General features: G+C 67.7%; 16 protein-coding genes and 1 pseudogene. 5 read left to right on the top strand and 12 right to left on the bottom strand.

Translation table 11 applies throughout. From position 1 onward, the window contains the following. Window positions 1-8: 8 nt before the first annotated feature. From chrA to I4J89_RS34965, 3 genes are read right to left on the bottom strand one after another with little or no spacing between them, the layout of a single operon-like run. The gene (gene chrA, locus I4J89_RS34955) at window positions 9-1,409 is read right to left on the bottom strand and encodes a chromate efflux transporter (RefSeq protein ID WP_196418433.1); all 1,401 of its coding nucleotides are present in this window, start codon (window positions 1,407-1,409) and stop codon (window positions 9-11) included. A 17-nt stretch (window positions 1,410-1,426) separates the two neighbouring features. Continuing rightward, complete coding sequence (locus I4J89_RS34960; RefSeq protein ID WP_196418434.1) at window positions 1,427-1,858, bottom strand: chromate resistance protein ChrB domain-containing protein; 432 nt, start codon at window positions 1,856-1,858, stop codon at window positions 1,427-1,429. Further along, window positions 1,855-2,361: a Chromate resistance protein ChrB gene (locus I4J89_RS34965; protein ID WP_309238598.1), complete on the bottom strand. Its 507-nt coding sequence runs from the start codon at window positions 2,359-2,361 to the stop codon at window positions 1,855-1,857. The genes I4J89_RS34960 and I4J89_RS34965 overlap by 4 nt, the downstream gene beginning before the upstream one ends. Window positions 2,362-2,668: 307 nt before the next feature. On the opposite strand from I4J89_RS34965, the gene I4J89_RS34970 reads away from it, so the two are divergent. Continuing rightward, on the top strand, window positions 2,669-4,795 hold the full coding sequence (locus I4J89_RS34970; RefSeq protein WP_196418435.1) for a M3 family metallopeptidase: 2,127 nt from the start codon (window positions 2,669-2,671) through the stop codon (window positions 4,793-4,795). A gap of 129 nt (window positions 4,796-4,924) precedes the next feature. On the opposite strand, the gene I4J89_RS34975 is transcribed toward I4J89_RS34970, so the two are convergent. From I4J89_RS34975 to I4J89_RS34990, 4 genes are all read right to left on the bottom strand, one after another. Continuing rightward, window positions 4,925-5,329 (bottom strand): hypothetical protein, encoded by a 405-nt coding sequence (locus tag I4J89_RS34975; protein ID WP_196418436.1) that lies wholly within the window; start codon window positions 5,327-5,329, stop codon window positions 4,925-4,927. A gap of 122 nt (window positions 5,330-5,451) precedes the next feature. After that, window positions 5,452-6,792, bottom strand: coding sequence for a ricin-type beta-trefoil lectin domain protein (locus I4J89_RS34980; protein ID WP_196418437.1), 1,341 nt, complete (start codon window positions 6,790-6,792; stop codon window positions 5,452-5,454). A 100-nt stretch (window positions 6,793-6,892) separates the two neighbouring features. Beyond that, window positions 6,893-7,078, bottom strand: coding sequence for a hypothetical protein (locus I4J89_RS34985; RefSeq protein ID WP_196418438.1), 186 nt, complete (start codon window positions 7,076-7,078; stop codon window positions 6,893-6,895). A gap of 484 nt (window positions 7,079-7,562) precedes the next feature. Further along, window positions 7,563-8,363: an AfsR/SARP family transcriptional regulator gene (locus I4J89_RS34990; protein ID WP_196418439.1), complete on the bottom strand. Its 801-nt coding sequence runs from the start codon at window positions 8,361-8,363 to the stop codon at window positions 7,563-7,565. Between the two features lie 203 nt (window positions 8,364-8,566). On the opposite strand from I4J89_RS34990, the gene I4J89_RS34995 reads away from it, so the two are divergent. Continuing rightward, a complete protein-coding gene (locus I4J89_RS34995; protein ID WP_196418440.1) occupies window positions 8,567-9,106 on the top strand; it encodes a hypothetical protein in 540 nt (179 codons plus the stop codon). A gap of 213 nt (window positions 9,107-9,319) precedes the next feature. Here I4J89_RS34995 and I4J89_RS35000 read toward each other — a convergent pair whose 3' ends face one another. Next, the gene (locus tag I4J89_RS35000) at window positions 9,320-10,603 is read right to left on the bottom strand and encodes a hypothetical protein (protein WP_196418441.1); all 1,284 of its coding nucleotides are present in this window, start codon (window positions 10,601-10,603) and stop codon (window positions 9,320-9,322) included. Between the two features lie 70 nt (window positions 10,604-10,673). After that, window positions 10,674-11,648, bottom strand: a complete 975-nt coding sequence (locus tag I4J89_RS35005) for a helix-turn-helix transcriptional regulator (RefSeq protein ID WP_196418442.1) — start codon at window positions 11,646-11,648, stop codon at window positions 10,674-10,676. 62 nt (window positions 11,649-11,710) lie between these two features. Here I4J89_RS35005 and I4J89_RS35010 point away from each other — a divergent pair, with 62 nt between their 5' ends. Next, on the top strand, window positions 11,711-12,859 hold the full coding sequence (locus tag I4J89_RS35010; RefSeq protein WP_196418443.1) for an epoxide hydrolase family protein: 1,149 nt from the start codon (window positions 11,711-11,713) through the stop codon (window positions 12,857-12,859). A 59-nt stretch (window positions 12,860-12,918) separates the two neighbouring features. Here the strand turns inward: I4J89_RS35010 and I4J89_RS35015 are convergent, their stop codons facing one another. The 3 genes from I4J89_RS35015 to I4J89_RS35025 are packed head-to-tail and all read right to left on the bottom strand — an operon-like array spanning window position 12,919 to window position 16,070. Then, complete coding sequence (locus I4J89_RS35015; RefSeq protein ID WP_196418444.1) at window positions 12,919-13,518, bottom strand: TetR/AcrR family transcriptional regulator; 600 nt, start codon at window positions 13,516-13,518, stop codon at window positions 12,919-12,921. A gap of 27 nt (window positions 13,519-13,545) precedes the next feature. After that, window positions 13,546-14,610: a hypothetical protein gene (locus I4J89_RS35020; protein ID WP_196418445.1), complete on the bottom strand. Its 1,065-nt coding sequence runs from the start codon at window positions 14,608-14,610 to the stop codon at window positions 13,546-13,548. Next, the gene (locus I4J89_RS35025; protein WP_196418446.1) at window positions 14,607-16,070 is read right to left on the bottom strand and encodes an NAD(P)/FAD-dependent oxidoreductase; all 1,464 of its coding nucleotides are present in this window, start codon (window positions 16,068-16,070) and stop codon (window positions 14,607-14,609) included. The genes I4J89_RS35020 and I4J89_RS35025 overlap by 4 nt, the downstream gene beginning before the upstream one ends. Window positions 16,071-16,347: 277 nt before the next feature. Here I4J89_RS35025 and I4J89_RS35030 point away from each other — a divergent pair, with 277 nt between their 5' ends. Then, entirely contained in the window at window positions 16,348-16,830 is a 483-nt protein-coding gene (locus I4J89_RS35030; protein ID WP_196418447.1) for a hypothetical protein, read from the top strand. Between the two features lie 118 nt (window positions 16,831-16,948). After that, window positions 16,949-17,040, top strand: a pseudogene (locus tag I4J89_RS52065) (IS5/IS1182 family transposase); the annotation flags it as partial. Between the last annotated feature and the right edge of the window lie 9 nt (window positions 17,041-17,049).

A 17,049-nucleotide genomic window follows, 5' to 3' on the forward strand; every position in this document is an offset into this window, starting at 1 on the left:
CGGCGGGCTCAGATGCCGGGCAGACCGGCCAGCCCGGCGACCAGGCCGAGGGCCGCCGAGATGCCGAGCACCCGCAGCACCGACCACTTCACCTTGAAGATCAGCACACCGGCGATGATCGCAATGGCCACCGGCACCCAGCGCACCGTGTCCCACTCGGGCACCTGCAGGTTGAGCGGTCCGGTGGTGATCGTCGTGGTCTCGGCGAACAGGGTGTTCACCGCGAAGTAGAGGCCGAGGTTCGCGATGACCCCGACGACGGCGGCCGTGATGCCGGTCAGCGCGGCCGACAGGGCGTTGTTGCCGCGCAACCGCTCCACATAGGGTGCGCCGAGCAGGATGAACAGGAAGCAGGGCACGAACGTCACCCAGGTGGTGAGCAGCGACGCCACCACACCGGCGACCCACGGGTCGAGCGAACCCGGATTGTGGAACGCGCCGAGGAACGCCACGAACTGCACCACCATGATCAGCGGGCCCGGCGTGGTCTCAGCCAGGGCCAGGCCGCGGACCATGTCGCCCGCCGACAGCCAGCCGTAGTACTCGACCGCCCGCTGCGCGACGAACGCCAGCACCGCGTACGCGCCGCCGAAGGTGACCACCGCGGTGCCCGAGAAGAACAGGCCCTGCTGGGTGAAGATGCTGCCGACCCCGGTCATGGCCGCGACCACCGCCACCGGTACGAACCACACCAACAACCCCACCACCAGGATCTTCATGGCACGCCGGGTCGACGGCCGGTCATGGTGCAGAGCGTCGTCGGAAATCAGCGGCTCCGGCCCGTCGGGCTTGCCGCCGTGGCCGCCACCGCTCGTGACCAGTTGCGGCCGCCACCGGTGCAGCGCCCAGCCGGCCAGCGCGGCCAGGGCGATCACGATCGGGAACGGCACTCCGAACACGGCGAGCGCCACGAACGCCACCACGGCGAAGCCGACCAGCAGCGGACTGTTCAGGGCACGGCTGCCGACCCGCCACACCGCCTGCGCGACGATCGCGACCACCGCCGGCGCCAGACCGGCGAACACGGCGGTGACCACCGTGGTGTCGCCGAAGCCGACGTAGATCGCCGACAGGGCGAGCAGCGCCACCATGCCCGGCAGCACGAACAGGGTGCCGGCAACAAGGCCGCCGCGCAGGCCGTTGAGCAGCCAGCCGACGTAGATGGCCAGCTGCTGGGCTTCCGGGCCGGGCAGCAGCATGCAGTAGTTGAGAGCGTGCAGGAAGCGCTTCTGGCCGATCCAGCGGTGCTCGTCGACCAGGTGCCGCTGCATGACCGCGATCTGTCCGGCCGGGCCGCCGAAGGTCTGCAGCGAGATCGTGAACCAGGCACGAACCGCGTCCCGGAACGGAACCACATCGTGCTGGCCGGCCTCGGGTGCCACGCTCTGCTGAGGGTCAATGCTGGTCATCTGGGTACTCCCACGGATCAAGCGGGCGGGCGGTTGAGCAGCAGCGCACGCCGCTGGTACTCGTAGAGGCCGTCGAACATCGGGCCGGTCAACTGCAGGGTCTGCTCGTCGTCGCAGACCATCGACAGACCGCGCAGGATCACGTCGAGGCCGGGCGCCTCCGGAGCGTCGAACCGCTCATCGTCGATGTCTGCTTCGTGGACGATCTCGGCGATCTTCCACAGCACCGGGTCGTGCAGCTCGTAGCGGCGCAGGATGGTTTCGAACGTGCAGTCCCCGCCGTGGTGTCCCAGGTCGACACCCCGCATGTCGAACGGCGTCGCGTCAGCCGGCACCGCGGCCGGGTCGGAGACGAACACGAACACCGCGTCCTGGTCGATGTGCCGGCGGATCAGCCAGGCGCACGCGGCCCGGTCGATGTGCACTCCGGCGCGGGTGGCCCACTTCATGACTGCTCCTGCTCGGCGATCTCGGTAACGTCCACGTCGGCCAGCGCCTGCACCGTGGCACGGGCAGCTTCCCGCTCGCGCGGCGGGAAGAAGTCACGCCGAGCGATCCTGTGCAGCTCGCTGCGCAGCCGCCGCACCGCCCGGGCACGCTCGGATCCGGATCCCGACCGAGCCGCGACGGCTTCATCGACCACGGCCTGATACTCAGCCGCCCGCGCCGTCTGCATGGCCTCGGCTATCTGCTGCTCCTGGCCGAGCGTCGACGGCGTAGCGAGCCAGACCATCGCCGAGCCCTGCGCCTCGAGGATCTCGTCGGCGATCCAGTCGAGCTGCTCCCGAGTCCGGGCGTCGGCCGGCAACGCGACCAGGCCGTCGCCGAGCCGGGCCACACCGAGGCGTTCCAGCTTGCGCCACACCGCGATCCGCGGCCGCGACGGCTCCCGCGGCATCCGGTACGCCAGCAACACCCAGCGCCCCGGCCCGCCCGCTTCGACAGTCACCACGATCGACCACCCTCCGACGCGGACATGTAACCACGGTTACATGACTGGCGTCCAGTTGTCGACATTCCCTACTAGTCTAGTGGGTGAAACCATGGTTACATACGGCTCGATCGAAGCAAAGGGGTCGAGCACCTCATCGACCGGGTGAACCTGATCTTCGAGCCGAATCGCGATCGGCCGACATCCTCGCCTTCCTCAGGCGCCCTCTGATGGGTTACACGAAACAGCTCATTCTCGGACGGCAGATGTGGCATAACGGCTTAGAGCGGCATGAGGCCGTGTCCGAACCTATGCCGGAGGACCTCCCATGCATCGCCGTGTCTTCCTTCAGGCCGCCGCCACCGCGGCCGTACTCGGCTCGCTCGACTTCCCCGGCTTCGCGCTCGCGGCCGGAAGCGGCCCGGAGGATGAGCTCATTGAGGCGTGGACCGGAGAGCATGGCGGTTACCCAGCCTTCGACAAGGCGAACCCAACTTCGATCAAGGCAGCCCTCGACAAGGGTATGGAGCTTAATAAGGCTGAGATCGCCGAAATCGTCGGCAACGCCGAGACGCCGACTTTCGCCAACACCATCGCCGCGCTGGAAGACAGTGGCCGCGCCCTCGACCGCGCCGGACGTTTCTTCTACATTTTCACCTCGACGATGAACGACAAGGCGATGCAGGATCTGCAAACCGAGATGTCGCCCATCCTCTCGGCCTTCGGCGACGACATCGTTCAGAACGCCCGGCTCTTCGCCCGCATCAAAGCGGTCTATGACGACCGGGCCACCGCCAGCCTGTCGCCGGAGCAGAACCGCCTCGTCGAGAACTACTACCAGAACTTCACCCGTCAAGGCGCGGCGCTCAACGACGCCGACCAGGCCAGGCTGAAGGACCTCAATCAGAAGCTCGCCTCGCTCTACACCAAGTTCAGCCAGAACGTGCTTGCCGACGAGGAGAGCTACACGCTCTCCATCGAGACCGAGGCAGATCTCGATGGCCTTCCTGAGTCGCTGCGCGAGGCCGCCGCGGCGGCCGCAGCGGCGCGTGGGATGAAGGGTGCGTGGGTCTTCACCAACACTCGCTCCTCGATGGAGCCGTTCCTGACCTACTCCACCAAGCGCGCCCTGCGGGAGAAGGCCTGGCGCATGTGGATCATGCGCGGCGACAACGGCACCGCCACCGACAACAAGGCCGTGATCAGCGAGATTCTCCAGCTGCGCGCCGAGCGGGCGCTGCTGCTCGGCTTCAAGTCGCACGCCGACTGGGCCGTCGAGAACAATATGGCGAAGACACCGCACGCCGCCATCGACCTGATGATGAAGCTGTGGGACCCGGCTGTGCGGCGCGCCAAGGAAGAGATCGCCGACATGCAAATGATCGCCGACAAGGAGGACGCCGGCATCAAGATCGAGGCCTGGGACCACCGGTTCTATTCGGAGAAGGTGCGTAAGTCGACGTACGATCTCGACCAGAACGAGGTGAAGCCCTACCTCCAGCTCGACAAGGTCCGCGACGGTATGTTCTGGGTCGCCGGCAAGCTCTATGGCCTGCGATTCGCCGAGCTGGAAGGTCTGCCCGTCTACCACGAGGACGTGTCGGTCTATGAGGTGACGCGCGACGGCAAACGGGTGGGCCTCTGGTACTTCGACCCGTACGCCCGCGCCGGCAAGAACTCCGGCGCGTGGATGAACGAGTACCGCACCCAGGAGCGCTTCAAGGGCGACGTCACCCCGATCGTCTCCAACAATGCGAACTTCGTGAAGTCGGGCGCCGGCCCCGTCCTCATCTCGTGGGACGATGCGACCACCATGTTCCACGAGTTCGGCCACGCCCTGCACGGCCTCAACTCGAACGTCACCTATCCGAGCGTCGCCGGCACGTCGGTCAAGCGCGACTTCGTCGAGTTTCCCAGCCAGATCAACGAGCACTGGTTCCCGACGCCGGAGCTGCTCAACCAGTTCGCCCTGCACGTCGATACCGGTAAGCCCATCCCCGCCGATCTGCTCGCCAAAATCCAGAAATCGCTGAAATTCAACCAGGGCTTCAAAACGGTCGAGTATCTCGCCTCGGCGATCTACGACATGAAGATCCACCTGGCCGCGACGCCGGGCGGCACGATCGATCCCGACGCCTTCGAGAAGAGCTGCATGGCCGAGATCGGCCTGCCGAGGGAGATCGTCATGCGCCACCGCCCGACCCAGTTCGGGCACACCTTCTCGAGTGATGGATATTCGGCCGGTTACTACGTCTATCTCTGGGCCGATGCGCTGACGGCCGATGCATGGGAGCTGTTCGAGGAGAGAGGTGTCTGGGATCCTGCCACCGCCAAGGCGTTCCTCGACGACATCCTTTCGGTCGGCAATGCCGTAGCGCCGGACGAGGCCTTCCGCGAATTCCGCGGCCGTGACGTCGACACCGAGGCCTTGATGCGCTTGCGCGGCTTCGCCTGACGGTTCCCCGTTCAGGCAGCGATGCGTGCAGGCCGTTGACCGAACTCGCCCAAGCGATCTGACCCGTACCCCGGCCGGCGCTACACCGATTCCGCGACCAACATCGACGTCCGCGCGTTGCTGTCGCGATCAGATCTCCTGGGCAAGTACCGTGACGTAGATGTTTGGCTTGTCACTGGCCCCCGTGTTGCGCAGGATGACGTCGTAAAGCAACGGCGCGACGACTGGCACACTCATCACGAATCCCGTGCCGCCGTAACTAGCCGGAGTTTCGAAGGAGAACTCCCGCTCTGAGACGGAGTCCTCGAACCACACGGTGCTGTCCGCGAGAAGCGTCACGCCCTGCAATGGCGTACCAAAAAGTATTCTCGTGTGCATCTTTTCGATACCACGGTTGCCGGCCGAGATATGAAAATGCAGGCGGTCGTAGGCCGCGACGTCGAGTCCTGGCAGTAGCCGCCGTTCCTGACCGGCGGTCATGGGTTTCCCATCAAGCAAGACCTGTTGGAGCGCCACAACGACCTCCTCGTCCATCGTGGTGTCAACCGCATAGGTGCAAGATCTACCTATAGGTCGCCACTTTGACCTATAGGCAACCGCACCGTTCGGGACACCACCAGCCCTCTGTAGTAGATCTGTCGCTGTTGTGGGCCGCGTCAGATGCGGCGCCACTTCTGGTTGGCGCCACCCACACAGGTCCACAGGTGCAGGGGTGCGGCGTTGTTCGGGTTCCAGGCCGCGATGTCCACGCACTTGTTGGACATCGGGTTCACCAGGTCGCCGGCCGTGTTGAGGACGAACTGCTGAGCCGCGTTGCCGTTGCAGGTGGCCAGTTGGATGGGTGTGCCGTCGGCGGTGCCGGCCCCGGCGACATCCATGCAGGTGTTGTTCTGCGCGCGCAATGTGCCACCGGTGAACTCGAACCTCTGGTTGACCGTGTCGGCGCAGTCCCAGACCTGCAGTCGCTGGCCCGGGTTGAAGTTGCCGTTGGACACGTCGATGCACTTGTTGTTCCAATTGCTGGCGATCCGAGTGCCGGTGGGCTGCGGGTTGCCCGTCGAACCGGGCGTGCAGTTGTTGTCGCCGGTGACGTTGTCGGTGTGCGTGGTGCCGCTCGCCCGGTAAGCGTTCGCCTGCGCGGTCGCCTGAGCCGGCGTGAGCACCTGCTTCTTGGCGTGGAACACGTAGTCGATGTGCTCGTGCCAGACACTGGTGCCGCCGGAGTGGCCGGTCAGGTCGATGAACCACTGGTTGAAGTCGATCGACATGTTCTGCCGGGGGTAGTACTTGCCGCCGTGTGTGCCGACGAGCCGGCCGTCGATGTAGTACTTGATCTCGCCGTTCGCCACCGTGGCCATGACGTCGCGCCACCCGGCGATGCTGGCGTTCTGCTTGCTGTACTGGCGGTCCTGCACCCACGGGTCGGGCTGGTAGGTGTACCAGGTCGTCTGGAAGTTCGTCGGGCCGCTCTCGCCCCACCCGCCGTTGGGCAGGTACTCGGAGAAGTCGAGCTCGCTGTAGATCGGGTCGAACGCGTACCGCAGCGGGCTGATCGTGTAGAAGGTCTGGTTCACGATGTCGCCGTCCGGGCCGGAGGCGGGGGTGTCGGAGAACTTGATCCGGGCCAGGTAGGTGCCCTCGAAGAACCGCCGATCGGACAGCGAGAACTCGGCGTGGCTGGTGCCGCCCGCGGTGCCGTTGGTGGAGGCCTGCAGACGGGCCACCTTCTGACCGTCCACGGTGGGGAACGAGACGTTGCCGGCGGACCAGCTCGCTCCCGGCACACCAGGACCGCCCGGATTGGTGCGCACGTGCCAGCCGCGCTGGCCGAGCGCCGGGTCGGAGCTGGAGCCGTAGTTGAAGTCGTCGAAGACGACGCCGCAGGCCACCGCGGCGCTCGCCGAGTGGGCGGTGGTGAATCCGACGGCTGTCACTGCTGCGGTCACGGCCACAGCCGCGGCCGTCACCAGGATGCGGCGGACGGGAGATCTGGTCACGAGATAGCTCCTTGACGGGGGATGAGCTGAGCCGCACGGGCGCCGCAGCGATCACACACCACCACGCCGTCGACCTTCGTCAATGAAAAGGCAAAAACTTTTACGATGTCAACGAATGAGCGCTAAGAAGAATTTTCATCTGGTGCCGTGGTTCCACGTGCGTCCGCCCGTCCATCAGCTCCGCGAGGCAGGCGCTGATGTCCTCGCGGGAGCAGTTCACTCCACTGTCCAGCGCGAGCAGGTCGCTGAACGCTTCGGCGATGGCGTCGAGTTGCTCGGCGGTCATCCTCTGCGGGGGGGCGCCTCGGTCAGACCGAGCCGCGTCTGAGCAGCTTTCTTGATCGCGGTGGTCTCGCTGATCCACTCGGCGATCAGCGCAGGATCGCCGCCGGGGTCGAGCGTGGCGCGGTAGCGAGTGATTCTGGCGTCAGCGTGTCTTGACCGAGAAACCTGTACGCCGGGTTCGATCAACGGCTCGCCGTCAACGAGGAGCAGCGCCGCAGATCGGCATGGGGCCGGCGGTCGCGGTGGCGTCCACCGCGGCGGCCGCAACCAGCGTCACAGGCCGCGGCAAGGGCCAGCTCCCGCATCGAGCCCGGAGTCGGCCTGGCGGCTTGGCGCCATCGGCGGCGCATCCAGGCACTGGGAGAACTGGTGAGCGAGCAGACACGGCGGGGCGCCATCGTCTGCTTCCGGTGGCGAATGCTCGGGTCGAGAGCCCGAGCCGGGACCGCCGTGCGTCGCCCGGCGTGGGCCGCCGGACCGGACGGTCAACCCGGCGCGGCCGGATCCGTCCCCGCCGTCCGGGCGGCGTGGACGGCGTCGTCGCGCAGCAGGTCCCGGTACGCGGCGACGAGATGCTGGCCGGGCCCCACGCCCAGTTCCTCCGCCAGTGACCGGCGGGTCGACTCGTACACCGCGAACGCCCGGTCCCGCTGACCGGCGGCATGGCAGGCGCGTAGCAGCCGGGCCTGGGCCGACTCGTCGAGTGGGTGGCGTACGGCGTCGCCGGCCAGCACCGCCAGCGCCTCCGCCGACCGGTTCGAGGCGATCATCAGGTCGCCGTACCGGGCGAGGGCCTGCCGGTGTTGTACCACCAACACCGTCACCTGCGGGTGGTCGACCAGGGCCGGGACGTCGACCAGCGGCGGACCGTGCCAGAGCGCCAGCGCCGCACCGTACGCCGCCACGGCCCCGCGCACGTCGCCGGCGCGCTCGCGGCTCCGCGCGGTTCCCGCCAGCTCGCGGAACCGGAGCACGTCGACGGCGCCGCCGTCGACGTGCAGCGCGTAGCCGTCGCCGACCGCCGGCAGGACCGCGCTGCGCGAGCGCGCCGGCCGGTGTGGCTCCACAGCCCGTCGCAGATGCTTGACGTACGTCTGCAGCACGTTCGTGGCGGTCCGGGGCGCGGCGTGCGGCCAGAGCGCGTCGACGAGGTCCTGCCGGGTCACCGGGTGCCCGGCGGCGAGGGCCAGCAGCCCGAACAGCGTTCGCCGACCGGGTGGACCGAGGTCGATCTCCGTGCCGTCGTGCCACACCCGGATCCGGCCGAGGAGTTGCACGGCGAGCATCCCCAGCACCTCCCCCCAGCGTCGTTACCGCACGGAACCCGTCGCTGTGGGTTCGCAGCGCCCACCCGTGGCGGATCGGTCAGATGTCCGACACCGGCCGGCGCGCCGTCGTCGGCGCCGCGTCCAGTGACTGTCCACTCCGGATCCATCGATGACCGTGAGCCTGGTCGGGCAACCATCCCGTCCGAGGCTTGGAGGAACACATGTCCGCACGAATCCGTCCGCTTGCCCTTCCGGTGGCGTTGCTGGCCATGCTGCTGATCGGCCTGCTCAGCGGCGCGGCTCCGGCCGCCGCCGCGCCGGCGCCGTCCACGCCGCTGACCCCTAAGGCCGCCGCGTCCGGATCTCACGTCACGAAGTTCTCGACCACGCTCACCAAGAAGGACCGCACCGGGGCGGCGAGCCGTGCTCTCGCCGTGATCACCTGTGGTGGCACGATCAGCACGCCGGTGGTGCAGGACGTTCCGGGCAACCCGCCGGTGACGACCGTGAACGCCTTCTGCGACGCGCCGGTGGACAGCATCGACGTCGTCGCCATCATGGCCCGCAACGGCGTGTCCGAGGCCGTCGGCACCGACCGGCAGCTCAACGCCACCAGCGCCACGGCCAGTGCCAGCGTGCTCTGCCTGGCGACGAAGAACAACTACCAGGGCTTCGGTTCGGCCGCCTTCGTCAAGGCCGGCTACATCGGCTCGCCGCTGTTCCTCTCCGGCTCCTCGCCGGTGGTCAACGGGTCGTGCTGACCGTCCGGTGACGTGGCGGGCGGCGACCGGTGTCGGTCGCCGCCCGTCGGACGTGGCGGCGAGCCTGGTTATTTCAGGTCGTAGACCGGCGACGGCCGCGCCCTGCGCGCCCAGGTGGTCCGGCAGGCGACCGGTAAGACCGTCGCCGAGCTGGGCGGCGCCGACTCTGCCCCATCGATCCGATCTACGTCGGCTGAGCGGCGATTCTCTCGGTCAGCGCAGGTCAATGACGGCGTCGTCGCTGATGTAGTCGACGTCGGGGTCGGCGCGTAACGCTTCCACCTGCTCGTCCGTCAGCGTGCAGCCGAAGCAACCGTTCAGCAGCACGACGTCCGTCGCGCCGGCCCGTGCCGCCACCTCTCGAGGTATCGCGACGTCCAGAACGCTCACGATGTACTGACCCTCGATGCGATTAGGGTAGCGATGGTGCGGCGCGGGCTCGGCCCGTGGGCCGGGCGTGCGCGCGGCCCTGGCCAGTTCCTCCAGCCGTGCGTACTTGGCTGCCACGTGGTCGGGCGGCCGGCCCAGCTCCGCGATCCGCAGATTGTCGGTCAGGCCGCCGCGGCCCCGGCCTGCCCTCAGGACCAGCAACGCCTGGTCCGCTCTCCAGGGCCCGTAGGCCGCCGGGTAGGTAGCGCGTAGCCGCTCCTGGTCGGCCGGGACGGGCCGGATCTCGACCCAACCGGCGGCAACCTCGGTGAGCCTTGGCCGTGGGTGGCGGCCGTCCCGCACGCGGTGATACCAGATGGCGTCCTTGCGCAGCTGGACCTCGTACGCGGGCTCGGCCGTCTCGGTCTGTTCGCCGCGTCGCCGGAGGTGCAGGACGAACCGGAGGTGGGCGGTCGGATCGACTTCCGGGTCCTCGTCATACCACAACCGCGGCGGTGGGTCGGCCTGCTCGATGCCCGGGTCGACAGGCTCGGTGAACTGGCTGGGGGCGTAGCGGTCGTAGGGCGTGTACTCGACCCGGGGCGGGGCCCACCCGGCGGCGTCGACCAGGGCCCGCACCCTGGCCAGCTTCGCCGTGATGTGCTCGGGCGGCCGGGCCAGACGTGCGGCGATGTCCTCGACGGACATTCCGTCCTCCGCCCACTGGTACATCTCGCGTGCCTCGTGCGCGCACCACTCCTCGTAGGCCCACGGATACCTGGCTCGTAGCTGGTGCCAGTCGGCGGGAACCGGCCGGATGTCGACCCGGCCCGATTCGACGCCGGCCAGCGGAACGTCGCCGCCCGGGAAGCCGCCCGGTGGTTGCCCGATGGGGGTGACGCCCGATGTCACCCGGATCGACTGGATGAACACCGTGCGGGCGCCGACGATGGCCCATCTGGTCGGCTCGTGGATCTGCCCGCCCGGCGTCTCGAGGTGCGCCAGGTAGGGGACGAACACCGTCGGGTCCGACTCCGGATCATTGTCGACGAACCGCCACGGGTCTCGGGCGTCCAGCCACGGCCGCAACACCGGCATCGCGTCCCTCCGGCCCACCGGATCGGTCAACCCGGAAGGTTCGACCGGGTGTTCTGATCGTGCCGCAGCAGCCAGGGCCCGTCCATCCCAGGTGCCGCCTTCATGTTGTTGCCGGTGGGGTCGCGGCCCGTTCTGCCCGCCCGGCTATCTCCCGCAGGTGCGCCACCAGTTCCGGCGGCTCGTGTACCTCGAACTCGCAGCCGAGTGAGAGCAGTCGCCAGGCAGTCCACTCCAGGGTGTCGGTGTGGCTGCTGAGCCGGCAACTGCGTGCGTCGATCGGCTGCAGGTCGCCCGGGGAGTCGCCGACCCGCCCGGCCAGCTGCTCGACCGGCGCGTGCAGGGTGGCCACCGTCCGGTAGACCGGAGTCCGTTCAAGTAGCTTGCCGGTCACGTACGCGGCCGCGTCCGCCGCCGGCAGCTCTCGCCGTGCGCTACTCATCCCGATCCTCTGCTGCTCACTGATGCGGTCGACCCGGAAGATCCGCCAGTCGTCGCGGTCGGTGTCGTAGCCGACCAGATACCAGCGCCGCCCGGCGGACACCAGCCGGTGCGGTTCCACCCGCCGCTCGCTCTCCACGCCTTCGTGCTTGCGGTACGTGAACCGCAGCTGCTCCCGGTTGGCGATGGCCGCGGCGAGCGCGGTCAGCCGCTCTGGGTCGACGGTGGGCCGCTCCCAGGTCAGCAGTGGCTCGGTAGCGGCGCCGAGTGCCCCGACCTGGCGCCGCAGCCGTGCGGGGAGGACCTGCTCCAGCTTGGTCAGCGCGCGTACCGATGCCTCGTCGATGCCGGCCACGGCGTGCCGGGCCGCCGTGCGCAGGCCCACCGTGATCGCCACGGCCTCCTCGTCGTCCAGCAGCAACGGCGGCAGGGCCTTGCCGGCGACCAGCCGGTAGCCGCCGACGGCACCCATCGTGGCCTGGACCGGGTAGCCCAGCTCGCGCAGCCGTTCTACGTCGCGGCGGACCGTACGCAGGCTGATGCCCAGCCGGGCGGCCAGTTCGCTGCCGGGCCATTCGCGCGGGGTTTGCAACAAGGACAGCAGGGTCAGCAGGCGGCCGGGGGTGTCAGAGGACATGGACCAAAGATGCCAGTCATGTGTGACAGATGCTGACCTACATGGCCGTTAGCGTGCTTCGCATGACGCCATTTCGGATCGACATCCCGCAAGCTGACCTCGACGACCTGCGGGAGCGGCTCGCCCGGACCAGGTGGACGCGGCAACTGCCCGGTGACGGCTGGAGCCGCGGCGTGCCGCTGGACTACCTGCGAGAGCTGGCCGACTACTGGGCGAACGGGTACGACTGGCGCGCTCACGAGGCCCGGTTGAACGAGTTTCCCCAGTTCCACACCGAGATCGACGGCTTGGACGTGCACTTCCTGCACGTCCGATCGCCGGAGCCAGACGCACTGCCGCTGATTCTGACGCACGGGTGGCCGAACTCGTTCGTGGAGTTCACCGAGGTGATCGGGCCGCTGACCGAGCCCGCCAAGCACGGCGCCGCCTCGGCGCAGGCATTCCACGTGGTGGTCCCCTCGGTACCGGGATTCGGCTTCTCCCAGGCGCCGCCGGAGACCGGCTTCACGATCAACCGGGTGGCCCGGATGTGGGCCGAGCTGATGCGCGGCCTCGGCTACGACCGGTACGGCACTCAGGGCGGGGACCTGGGTGCGTACATCGCTCCGGAGGTGGCCGCGGCGGATCCGGAGCACGTCGTCGGCGTACACATCGACGGCGGCTTCGGCTTCCCGACCGAGGCCGACGTGCCGGGTATGACCGCGGCGGAACGCGCCGAGTGGGAGCAGATGCAGCAGTGGATGAGCGGCGGCGTGGACCATCACGCGTTGCTGCGCGCCGCGCCACAACCTTTCGCGTACGCCTGGAACGACTCCCCGGCCGGGCTGCTGGCCTGGATGATCCAGAAGTTCAAGGAGTTCGCCTTCACGGTCTCGACTCCTGAGCAGGCGATCGACCGGGACCTGATCCTCACCAACGCGAGCCTCTACTGGTTCACCGACACGGCAGGCACCTCGTCCTGGCCGATGTACGAGCGCATGACCGTGGCCGGCGATGGCAGTTTCGTCTGGCCGAAGGGGCAGAAGCGGGTGCCGTCCGGCGTGTACGGGGGCGGCTCGCCCCTGATGCGGCGACTGGCCGAGCGGGACAACACCATCGTGCACTGGCCGGAAGGCAACCCCGGTAACCATTTCGTGGCGATGGAGGTGCCGCAGACCCACGCGGCCGACATCCGCGCCTTCTTCGGCAAACTCGCCGATTCACGTCGCTGACCGGGCGGCCCCGCCGCCTACACGGCAGGCATGCCGGCCGCAGTGCACGGTGCGACTGGTCACCCGCGGAGGGCTGGTCCGATCCAGCGCCGGACGAGGGCACGCATCTGGTCGTCGGTGAGCGGAGGTGTTGAGGGGTACCGCAGGAACGAGATGAACAGTCGCATCAGGATCTCGGCGAGGCTCCTCAGGTCGGCGTCAGTGGTGACGCCGACCGCCGGCCAGTTGACGGGCAGGTTGCCGAGGATCCGCGCGCCGAGGGCGAACGAAAGTGGTGAGGTGACTCCGGCGGTGAAGGAGTCGGTCTCGCCGGCCCGCAGAAGCAGGCTCATGTAGGGCTCCTGGGGGATTGTCCGGACGGCCCACACGACGGACTCCACGGCTGCTTCTTCCGGGGTTTCGAACGAGGCGAGGTGGAGTTCCATCCGCTCGGCGAACTCCTCGGCGCCGGCTTCCGCGACGGCGGTGAGGATGTCGGCCAGGCCCGGGAAGTAGCGGTAGACGGTCTGCCGGGTCACGCCGGCTTCGGTCGCGATGTCGGAGAGGCTGGTCTTGGCCAGCCCGAGCCGATCGATGCACGCCGTCGCCGCCTCGACGATCCGGCGGCGAGCCTCGTTCTCGGTGCCGGGCGGGTTGCCCTGCCATCCGTGGTACCCCATGCGCCCATCTTGCCCGAACGCGGCAGGTCAGACGGTGGCCGGGGCGGTGCACCGGCGGAGCGCGACGAGCAGCAGACCGGCACCGGCGAAACATAAGAGCGCGTAGGCGCCGCTGCCGATCGGCGTACCGTCGCCGGTGACGCCGTTGTCCGCGGCGAGGTAGGCCGGCACCGCGCTGAGCCAGATCACCGCCATCCCACCGAGGTAGACAGCGGGGTAGTACCGCGCGAAAGTCGACACGTCCGGGGCGCGGTCGGTGGATCGCAGGTAGGACACCACGATCCAGGCGCCCACGAGCCAGAGCAGGCACAGCTCGACGCCGAGGATCCAGGCCTGCGCGGTGCTGTTCCCTTGGAAGATGCTCGAGGGGATGCCGGCGATGGCCATGGTCGGCGGCGTCAGTATCCCGGCCACCAGGATGCTCGGCACAAGCGGCCACCTGCCGGTCAGGCGCACGACGAGATAGGTCATGGCGCCCATCGAGACCGAGGCGAACAACAACATGCTGTTCATCGGCACCGACGCGAGGGCGGGGTGGTTGACGATCTCGTTGTCCATGTTCCAGGCCCACCACTTCAGCTGTGGACCGATGTGGTCGAACACCTCGTAGAAGACCTGACAGGTGAAGGCGACGGCCACCGATCCGATCAGCGCGCCGCGGCGAGCGAAGATCCCGAGGGACCGGACGAGTTCGTAGGCGAGCTGGCTGAACGCCGGATAGAACGCCACGATGTAGAGAGGCAACCGATCCCACATGAACTGCACCGTGAACCGGTTGTGGGCGAAGATGAACCCGTAGATCTGGTCAAGACCGAACCATTCCGGGAAATACAGCGGCGGCTCGGTCACGAGGAGGTAGACCAGCGAGGCGAACCACAGCGCCAGGTTGGTCGGATCGCCGGCGCGGTGCCGCCGGATGGCGTGCAGCAGCGCGAAGACCGCGCCGCCGATGACGATCAGTTCGAGCAGCGGCATGGTCCAGTGGGCCAGCTCCCACGGCAAGCGGACCGAGATCACCGGGGATACGTCGTGGCAGTCGAAGCCGAGCTCGCGGGTGATGGCCTGTGCGCCAGGCCCGCACTCGACGCTCACCGCACCGCTGCTGTCGCGGTGGCCGAGGAGTAGTCCGTGGCCGGCGGCTCGGCGTCCGGGTCGAACCCGAAGGGAACGCGGCGCCGGCCCAGCGCGGAACGGATGCCGTGGCGCACGAGTCGCGCGAGTACACCCGGGTTGCCCAGCATGTCGCCGAGTGACTCGTCAAGGTTGAACACCTTGGCGAAGTGCAGGTCGATCACCGGGTCCTCGCGGGCGGCACCGACGATGAAGCTGAACGCGGGATCGGACACGGTGGCGAGGACGCGGCGGCGCCATTCGGCCGGTTTCTCGGTGCCCACCGCGCACGCGTACCCCTGGTCCCGTGCCATCGCCAGGCGCCACGGCACGCCGAGCAGCTTGCGTTGTGCCGTGAGGAACCGCGAGAAGAATGTCGCGTCGAGTCGTTCGGCGCGAGCGAGGTGTTCGCGCAGCAGCAACGCGGAGAGCGACGCGGAGCTGATGCCCTGGGCATAGAACGGGTTGAACGCACAAATCGAGTCACCGACGAACACCAGCCCCTGGGGCGCTCTCCCCCACCGGTCGTAGCGGCGCCAGACGTTGCCGGTCGCCCGCGTCAGATGGACCTCCGAGGTAGGGGTACACCGATCCATCGCGGCCGCGAACAGCGGCGCCCGCACCCTGCAAGCAGCCTCGACGAACGTGTCGTCGGTACGCGGCATGGGGTGCCCCCACGACCCCATGCATGCGATGACGCGGTTGTCCTCGATCGGGAAGAAGTTCACCAGGAACTCGTGCTCGACCGGGTGCTCACCCTTGTCCCGGGTCGGCATGATGACGAGGTGCTGCCACCACCAACTCGGCGGTCGCTGTGCGGGTAGCTCGTACCAGCGCGAGGTGTACGTGACCTTGGCGTCAAGGGTCTGGGTTTCGAGCGTGGGCCAGCCGGCCGACATCAGCCAGCTGCTGACCGAGGAGCCACGCCCCATCGCGTCCACCACGAAGTCGGCGTCGAGGTGTTCCTCACCGGTGGACGTGGTGAGGCCGACCCCGGTGACTGTGCTGTCCCGCGTACTCAGCCCGTTCGCACTGACGCCCTCGCGGATGCTCACGTTGGCCAGTCTTCGGACCTTGTCGCGCAACACCCGCTCGATAAGGATGCGCGAGCTGTAGATCATCGTCATCGCGCTGCGCTTCCGCGCCGACCAGCCGTCCCCGTCCAGGTAGGCGGCGTCCATCGACGGCATCAGGTGCAGTCCGCCCCCGGCGACGAGGTCGTTCTCGAACCCGGGAAACAGCTGCCCGATCGCACGCCGCCCCGAGTTCAGCAGGAAATGCGGATGCTTGCTCTGCGGCACACCACGGCGATGCTCGGCGTCCGCAGGGAGCTCGTCACGCTCCAACACCAACACCTGACTGAAGTACGGGGCGAGCGCACCGGCCGCGCAGAGGCCAGCAACGCTCCCACCCATCACGACGGCGGTCCTGCCGAGCCTCATGGCTCACCCCAACCCTCGCCTCATTCATACAGGTTTGCTGCAAACGTATGGATGAAGTGCCGCAGGTGTCAAGGCAGGTTCCGGCCCTGGGCCGCCGCATCTCTTCCCTGCCAGGCGAAAGGATTCGGGTGAGCCCACATTTTCGCTCGATCGCGGGAAATGAAGACTGTCGTCGCGGATCTCCCTGATACGGCCGTTCGAGGTCGGCATAGTGAGACAGCACCGGAAATGCATATCTCCGGCACACTCTCCTATTCCGTAAACGTGAAGGATCTCTGTGAAGAACTCCCTGAGGCTGGCCGCTCTGGCTGGCGCGGTGACCGCGGGACTCGGCTTCGTTGCGGCGCCCGCGGGCGCGGCGCCGGCAACGGGCGCCTTCGTCGCCGCTAAGGCTGGCAACCACAAAGAGCACGGTGAGGAAAAGGGAAAGAAAGAAGGAAAGGGACCCGACAACATCAGCTACAACAAACACAAAAACACCAGCCACGACACTCATAACAACACCAGCCACGACACCCATAACAACACCGGCAGCAGCAAGAACCACCACACCAGCCACGACAAGAGCTACACCGCCAGTCGCGACAAGAGCTACACCACCCATCGCGACAAGAGCTACCACATCAGCCACGACAAGAGCTACAACATCAATTACAACACCACGAACGAAAATGGTCCGCGCGTGCTCCCCGACATCCGACTCGACGACCTGCCCCTCTTCGGCTCTTTCCTATCCGGAGTCCGGTCCGAGGAGGACTGAGGCACTGTAAGCACGCAGGAATAATCATTTCAAAACATCCGGATCCGTCCGGACGCGACCAACGTCAACCTGTGGACAAAATGACGGAATCGTGCGCGGCGCCAATATTGACCAGGGACAGGCACGCTCCCGCTGGACGGACATACCACTCGACCTGGCTCACCTGCGTAGCGGCGACACCTACCCCGGCTGGCCGCCGGGTTCGGCATCGATGCCGAC

The sequence above is a fragment of the Actinoplanes aureus genome (assembly GCF_015704865.1).
GTDB lineage: Bacteria > Actinomycetota > Actinomycetes > Mycobacteriales > Micromonosporaceae > Actinoplanes > Actinoplanes aureus.

Bases quoted from the DNA above. Each gene is read 5' to 3' on its own strand.
- I4J89_RS35005 (WP_196418442.1), bottom strand. From the start codon at position 11,648: ATGTCCTCTGACACCCCCGGCCGCCTGCTGACCCTGCTGTCCTTGTTG.
- I4J89_RS34975 (WP_196418436.1), bottom strand. From the start codon at position 5,329: ATGGACGAGGAGGTCGTTGTGGCGCTCCAACAGGTCTTGCTTGATGGG.
- I4J89_RS35010 (WP_196418443.1), top strand. From the start codon at position 11,711: ATGACGCCATTTCGGATCGACATCCCGCAAGCTGACCTCGACGACCTG.
- I4J89_RS35025 (WP_196418446.1), bottom strand. From the start codon at position 16,070: ATGAGGCTCGGCAGGACCGCCGTCGTGATGGGTGGGAGCGTTGCTGGC.
- I4J89_RS35015 (WP_196418444.1), bottom strand. From the start codon at position 13,518: ATGGGGTACCACGGATGGCAGGGCAACCCGCCCGGCACCGAGAACGAG.
- I4J89_RS34985 (WP_196418438.1), bottom strand. From the start codon at position 7,078: ATGACCGCCGAGCAACTCGACGCCATCGCCGAAGCGTTCAGCGACCTG.
- I4J89_RS34990 (WP_196418439.1), bottom strand. From the start codon at position 8,363: ATGCTCGCCGTGCAACTCCTCGGCCGGATCCGGGTGTGGCACGACGGC.
- I4J89_RS34995 (WP_196418440.1), top strand. From the start codon at position 8,567: ATGTCCGCACGAATCCGTCCGCTTGCCCTTCCGGTGGCGTTGCTGGCC.
- I4J89_RS34960 (WP_196418434.1), bottom strand. From the start codon at position 1,858: ATGAAGTGGGCCACCCGCGCCGGAGTGCACATCGACCGGGCCGCGTGC.
- I4J89_RS34970 (WP_196418435.1), top strand. From the start codon at position 2,669: ATGCATCGCCGTGTCTTCCTTCAGGCCGCCGCCACCGCGGCCGTACTC.
- chrA (WP_196418433.1), bottom strand. From the start codon at position 1,409: ATGACCAGCATTGACCCTCAGCAGAGCGTGGCACCCGAGGCCGGCCAG.